Below are 2,309 nucleotides of genomic sequence, written 5' to 3' on the forward strand. Positions count from 1 at the left end.
CAGGCGGTTTCAAAAGGTCTGGAGGCTTTCCTTCGATTCCGCCCATCCGTTTTATCCTGCCTGTGAGTGACGGGAAGGAATTCATCAGCCCTTTTGTGTACGGGTGCAAGGGACTGTTGAATAGAGATTCCGAAGACCCATACTCCACTATCTTACCTGCGTACATGATGGCCAGAGTGTCGCTGATCTCCACAAGCAATGAGAGATCGTGGGTGATGAATATTACCGAGAAACCCAGAGTCTTCCTCAGCTCCTGTATCTTTTCGATTATCGTTCGCTGCACGACAACGTCCAACGCTGTCGTCGGTTCGTCCATAATAATCAACTCGGGGTTCAGGATCAGCGCCATAGCAATCATAACCCTCTGTTTCATCCCTCCCGATAGCTGATGAGGGTAAGAGTCGAACCTATCTCTAGGAATGTCTACCAGCTTCAACACTTCGATAGCCCTGTCGCGAGCGTTTGATTGCGATGCTTCTCTGTGGGCATGTATTGCATCAATGAGCTGCTCACCGACTGAAAGAACCGGGTTGAGTGCATTCATGGCAGACTGGAACGCCATCGAAATATCGACCCATCGTATCTTCTTCATCTGCTCTTCGTTGAGTTTCACCAGATCGATGCCCTTAAAAATCAGACTGCCGCTTTCTATAATGGCGTTATCTTTGAGAAGTCTCATGATCGCATAGGCCAGTGTTGATTTTCCGCATCCCGATTCACCGGCGATGCCCAGGAAGCCACCTCTATCGAGGTCGAATGAGACGTCGTCCACAGCATGGACGAAGCCGCTCTTGATCCTGTAACCGGCCACAAGATCCTTGCACTGAAGTAAAGGAGTCATCTGGCTTCTATCCAACTCAATCATCTCTTTCTTAGTTTGGGATTAGAGATCTCGTCGATGGCAAAATTCATGAGCGCAAACGAAGTCCCGATCAAGGCAATGCAGATACCCGGAGGGAGGAACCACCACCACGCGCCGGACAGAAGGGCTCCACTGTTTTGAGCCCAGTATAGGATCGTTCCCCAGCTCACTATCGAGACATTGCCTAGTCCCAAAAACTCAAGGGTAGCCTCTCCCATGATCGCCGCCATTGTTGATGTAAAAAAGGATGCCATTACCAGTGAGATCATGTTGGGCAGAATCTCCCTGAAAACTATGTAGAGGGGCTTCTCACCAAGGACTCTTGACACCCTGACGAAATCCCTGTTCTTAAGACTAACAACTTGAGAGCGGAGTATCCTTGTAGGCCAGGGCCAGCTTGTGAGTCCAAGTATAAGGACGATTGGAATAACTCCCCTAACTGTTATATACGCGGCAATGACTATCATCAGTGGGAGGCTCGGGATAACAAGGAAGACGTTTGTAAACAGAGAGATGATGTCATCCACAATGCCCCCGAAATACCCGGCCACAAGCGCGAGTGTGAGGGCGAGAGCAGTAGTGAACAGTCCTGTCACAAGCCCTACAGTAAGCGTAATTCTCGTTCCGTAAACCATCTGAGAAAAGAGATCCTGTCCGGCCTTCGTCGTTCCGAGCAAGTGTTCTCTTGAGGGTTTTGCATTTAGCGGGAGTTTTGTTGTTACTCTCTCATATGTGGTCGCGATCGATTGAGTGTAGACTCTTCGTTCTGTGAATTCATCGATCTTCTCCCTTTCGATGGTTGTGGTTCTGTCCATCTCTTCGTCCACTATTCTAAGGACATCTACCTTGTTCGTCTTTGGGTCGTAAGGCGCGATCAAAGGGGCGAAGATAGCAACTCCTGAGAAAAAGACAAGTATCATAAGCCCGAACAGAGCCTTTCGATTCTCTATGAATAGAGCAAGAGTGTCCTTTAGCATCACTTACCACCGTCCCGGACACGGGGATCGAGAATTAGAATCGCGATATCCGCGATGAAATTGGCTACGAGAACGGCAACTGAAATGAAAAGGAATATAGCCTGCATTAGAGGATAATCCTTGCTCTGAACCGCCTGATAGAGCATCAGCCCGACTCCCGGATAGGCAAAGACCATTTCGGTCAGCAAGCCGCCTCCGACGACAAATCCCAGAGACATTGCGAAACCAGTTATAGATGGCAGGATGGCGTTTTTTGCGGCGTATAGAGTCTTGATCCTACGCAGCGGGAGCCCCTTGGCTTCGGCAACGGTGATGTAGTCTTCGGCCAGCACATTGATCATGTTGTTCCTCATAGTTAGTATCCATGCCCCCATAGAAGATATAACGATTGTCAGGGCAGGAAGTATCGCATGTTTCAGAACAGAGAGGAAGAATTCCATCGTCCCCCTCTGAAGCTGCGGTGTGTAGGC

3 protein-coding genes are annotated in these 2,309 nt (G+C 49.3%); all 3 read right to left on the reverse strand.

Annotated elements, in window-relative coordinates:
* Positions 1 to 856: ABC transporter ATP-binding protein (locus tag RJ60_RS11450; RefSeq protein ID WP_258006292.1), on the reverse strand; the 856-nt coding region annotated here is incomplete at its 3' end.
* A gap of 5 nt (positions 857 to 861) precedes the next feature.
* The gene (locus RJ60_RS11455; protein WP_099830084.1) at positions 862 to 1,839 is read right to left on the reverse strand and encodes an ABC transporter permease; all 978 of its coding nucleotides are present in this window, start codon (positions 1,837 to 1,839) and stop codon (positions 862 to 864) included.
* The coding region (locus RJ60_RS11460; RefSeq protein WP_146028915.1) for an ABC transporter permease at positions 1,839 to 2,309 on the reverse strand (471 nt) is incomplete at its 5' end. The genes RJ60_RS11460 and RJ60_RS11455, both read right to left, overlap by 1 nt.

It is taken from the genome of Mesotoga sp. B105.6.4 (assembly GCF_002896535.1).
Classification (GTDB): domain Bacteria; phylum Thermotogota; class Thermotogae; order Petrotogales; family Kosmotogaceae; genus Mesotoga.

Coding starts and splice junctions, on each gene's coding strand:
- RJ60_RS11455 (WP_099830084.1), bottom strand. CDS start 1,839: ATGCTAAAGGACACTCTTGCTCTATTCATAGAGAATCGAAAGGCTCTG.